This is a genomic window from Streptomyces alkaliphilus, assembly GCF_014141535.1.
Lineage (GTDB): Bacteria > Actinomycetota > Actinomycetes > Streptomycetales > Streptomycetaceae > Streptomyces > Streptomyces alkaliphilus.
Genome location: NZ_VKHT01000745.1, coordinates 1 through 2,613, shown reverse-complemented (window position 1 = coordinate 2,613; position 2,613 = coordinate 1). Strand labels below are relative to the sequence as shown.

Genomic DNA, 2,613 nt, shown 5'->3' with positions numbered 1-2,613 from the left:
GCCCTTCCCCGATTCCCCTCGGACACGACAAAGGAGTCCCCCATGTCCCTGCGCGCCCCATGGAGAAAGCCCGCGGTCGCCGGCGCCCTCACCGCAGCCCTGCTCCTCACCACCGCGTGCGGCGCGGTCACGGCGAGCGACAACGGCAACGACGGTGACGGCTCCTTCGAGCCGGCCGCCCACATACAGGAGCGGATCGACAACGGCGAACCGTTGCGCATCAAGTTGAGTTACCACGACCCCTCCCTCGCCTTCGCCACCCCGATCGCCCGGGGCATGCAGCGGGCGGGCGATGAACTGGGCGCGGACGTCCGGCTCATCGGCCCCACGGGCGGTGACGCCGCCCAGCAGGTCTCCGAACTCCAGACGCTGATCCAGCAGAAGTCGGTGGACGGCCTCGCCGTCTCCTCCGCCTCGAGCGACGCGCTGCGACCCGTCATCGCCCAGGCGTACGACGCCGGTATCCCCGTCATCTCGTTCAACACCGACAACCCCGAGTCCCGCCAGATGGGCTTCGTCGGTCAGGACCTCAAGGGATCCGGCGAGTCCCAGGCCCGTCAACTCCTCGAAGTCCTCGACCCGGACGTCTCCGGCAAGGTCGTCGTCTTCTCCGTCGACACCGGGGCCGGTTGGTCCCACGAACGGTTCAGCGGTTTCGAGGAGGGCCTGGCCGGCAGTGACCTGGAGATCGTCGGCCCCGTCAACGTGGGCAATGAGCCCGGCTCGGCCTACAACACCGTCGAATCCACCATGCGCGGCCAGTCCGACGTGGTCGCCCTGGCCGGCCTCGACTGCTGCTCCACCACGGCGGCGGCCCAGTGGGCGGCCGAGGCGAGCGGCGACGGCCCCGTGGTCGTGGGATTCGACCTGCTCACCAGGACCGCCGACTACATCGAGAACGGTGTCATCGACTTCACCATCAGCCAGAATCCCGCCGAGCAGGGCTACCAGGCGGTCAAGACCCTCCACGACTTCCTGATCGAGGGCGGGGAGATCACCGGTGTGGACACCGGTTCGCAGTTCATCACCCGGGACAACCTCGACGAGAACCCGGTGGAGGACTGATGGTCCCCGCGCCCGACACGCCGGCCGTCCGGATCAGCGGACTCAGCCGCAGTTTCGGCCCGGTGCGGGCCCTGGACGATGTCACCTTCGACATCCCCGCGGGAGGGGTGACGGCCCTCCTCGGGGAGAACGGAGCGGGCAAGTCCACGCTGCTCAAGATCCTCGCCGGACTCCAGCCGCCCAGCAGCGGAGGCGTCACGGTCTTCGGCGAGGAGGTGACCTCCCACGATCCCGGCACCGTACTGAGCCGGCACGGCGTGGCCATCGTCCCCCAGGAGCTGGCTCTCCTCAACGACCGCACCGTCGCGGAGAACGTCCTCTCCGGCATCGAACCCGGCCACCGTTGGTTCCCCTCACGGCACCGGATGGTGGAACGGACCCGGGAACTGCTCGCGGCCCTGGACCTCCGACTCGACCCCACGGCCCCGGTCGGCACGCTCGACATGGCCACCCGCCAACTCGTCGTCGTCGCCCGGTCGGTGGCCCGTGGTGGCCGGGTGCTGATCCTGGACGAGCCCACGGCCATGCTCACCCCGGCCGAGGCCGAACGGCTCTTCGCGCTGATGGAAAGGTTGAGGGCTGACGGGACGACCCTGGTCTACGTCTCCCACCGCATGCCGGAGGTCTTCCGCCTGGCGGACCACATCCGGGTGCTCCGCGACGGACGGCACGTCGCCTCCTGGCGTCGCTCGGAGACGACCCCCGACCGGGCGGTCGCCGCGATGGTGGGTCGGGAACTCGGGGAGTTCACCCGGCGCCCGGGGGCGGGCCACCGCTCAGAGGAGCCCCCCGCCCTGCGGCTGAGGGGACTCGGTGGCCGGCGCCACAGCGGGGTGAGCCTCGATGTCCACCCGGGCGAGATCCTCGGTGTGGCCGGCCTGCCCGACTCCGGACGCATCGAACTGCTGCACAACATCTTCGGCGGTGAACGCGGAACGAGCGGGACCGTCGAGCTGCTCGGCGAGCCCTACTCCCGGCGGGACCCCGTCAGCAGTGTGGAGCGCCGACTCGCCTTCGTCCCCGGCGAACGCCGGGCCCAGGGGCTGCTCACCACCATGAGCGTGGAGCAGAACATCGGCGCGCTCACCACCCGCGGGCTCAGCCGCCTCGGTCTCATCCGCCGGCGGGCGTTCCGCCGCACCGCGGCGGAACAGGCGAAGAAGTACCGGGTCAAGACGGCCACATTGGACCAGCCCATCACCAGCCTCTCCGGCGGGAACCAGCAGAAGGCGGTGCTGGCCCGGTGGTTGGCGATCAACCCCGGGGTCCTCGTTCTCGACGAGCCGACCCGGGGCGTCGACGTCGGGGCCAAGGCCGAGATCTACGAGGAGTTGTACGCCCTTGCCGAACGCGGACTGGCCATCCTGTGTTCCTCCTCCGACCTGCCCGAACTGCTCACCCTCACCGACCGCGTCGCGGTGATGAGCCAGGGACGGCTGGTCGACATCGTCGAGACGGCCACGGCCACCGAGGAATCCATCATGTCCCTCGCCACCGGGGCCGGGGAATCCGCGGCCTGACCCCCGTCACCCCGACCCGCATCGCTCC

General features: G+C 70.3%; 2 protein-coding genes. Both read left to right on the top strand.

All coding sequences use genetic code 11. The features are described from left to right. Positions 1–42 precede the first annotated feature (42 nt). Positions 43–1,065, top strand: a complete 1,023-nt coding sequence (locus tag FNQ90_RS19275; protein WP_182607519.1) for a sugar ABC transporter substrate-binding protein — start codon at positions 43–45, stop codon at positions 1,063–1,065. Then, complete coding sequence (locus tag FNQ90_RS19270; RefSeq protein WP_182607518.1) at positions 1,065–2,585, top strand: sugar ABC transporter ATP-binding protein; 1,521 nt, start codon at positions 1,065–1,067, stop codon at positions 2,583–2,585. The genes FNQ90_RS19275 and FNQ90_RS19270 overlap by 1 nt, the downstream gene beginning before the upstream one ends. The last annotated feature ends 28 nt before the right edge of the window (positions 2,586–2,613 follow it).

Coding starts and splice junctions, on each gene's coding strand:
- FNQ90_RS19270 (WP_182607518.1), top strand. CDS start 1,065: ATGGTCCCCGCGCCCGACACGCCGGCCGTCCGGATCAGCGGACTCAGC.
- FNQ90_RS19275 (WP_182607519.1), top strand. CDS start 43: ATGTCCCTGCGCGCCCCATGGAGAAAGCCCGCGGTCGCCGGCGCCCTC.